This window comes from Guyparkeria sp. SB14A (assembly GCF_005096345.1).
GTDB classification, from domain to species: domain Bacteria; phylum Pseudomonadota; class Gammaproteobacteria; order Halothiobacillales; family Halothiobacillaceae; genus Guyparkeria; species Guyparkeria hydrothermalis.
In genome coordinates, this window is sequence record NZ_SWAW01000077.1 from 1 (window position 1) to 255 (window position 255).

The window sequence follows — 255 nt, forward strand, 5'->3', positions numbered from 1 at the left end:
AGGTGTCACCTTCCAGCGCCTTGAGGGCCGAACCGGTGATGATCGGGGTGTCGTCGCCCGGGAAGTCGTACTGGGAGAGGAGGTCACGGACTTCCATCTCGACCAGCTCGAGCAGCTCCGGATCGTCAACCATGTCGGCCTTGTTCAGGAACACGACGATGAACGGGACGCCTACCTGACGCGAGAGCAGGATGTGCTCACGGGTCTGCGGCATCGGGCCGTCGGCGGCGGAAACCACCAGGATCGCGCCGTCCA

The 255-nt window shown here is 64.3% G+C and carries 1 protein-coding gene; it reads right to left on the minus strand.

Features of this window, described 5'->3' with window-relative positions; genetic code table 11:
* Positions 1-255, minus strand: a 255-nt coding sequence (locus tag FAZ79_RS11330) for a GTP-binding protein (protein ID WP_247709554.1), incomplete at both ends; no start/stop codon positions are given.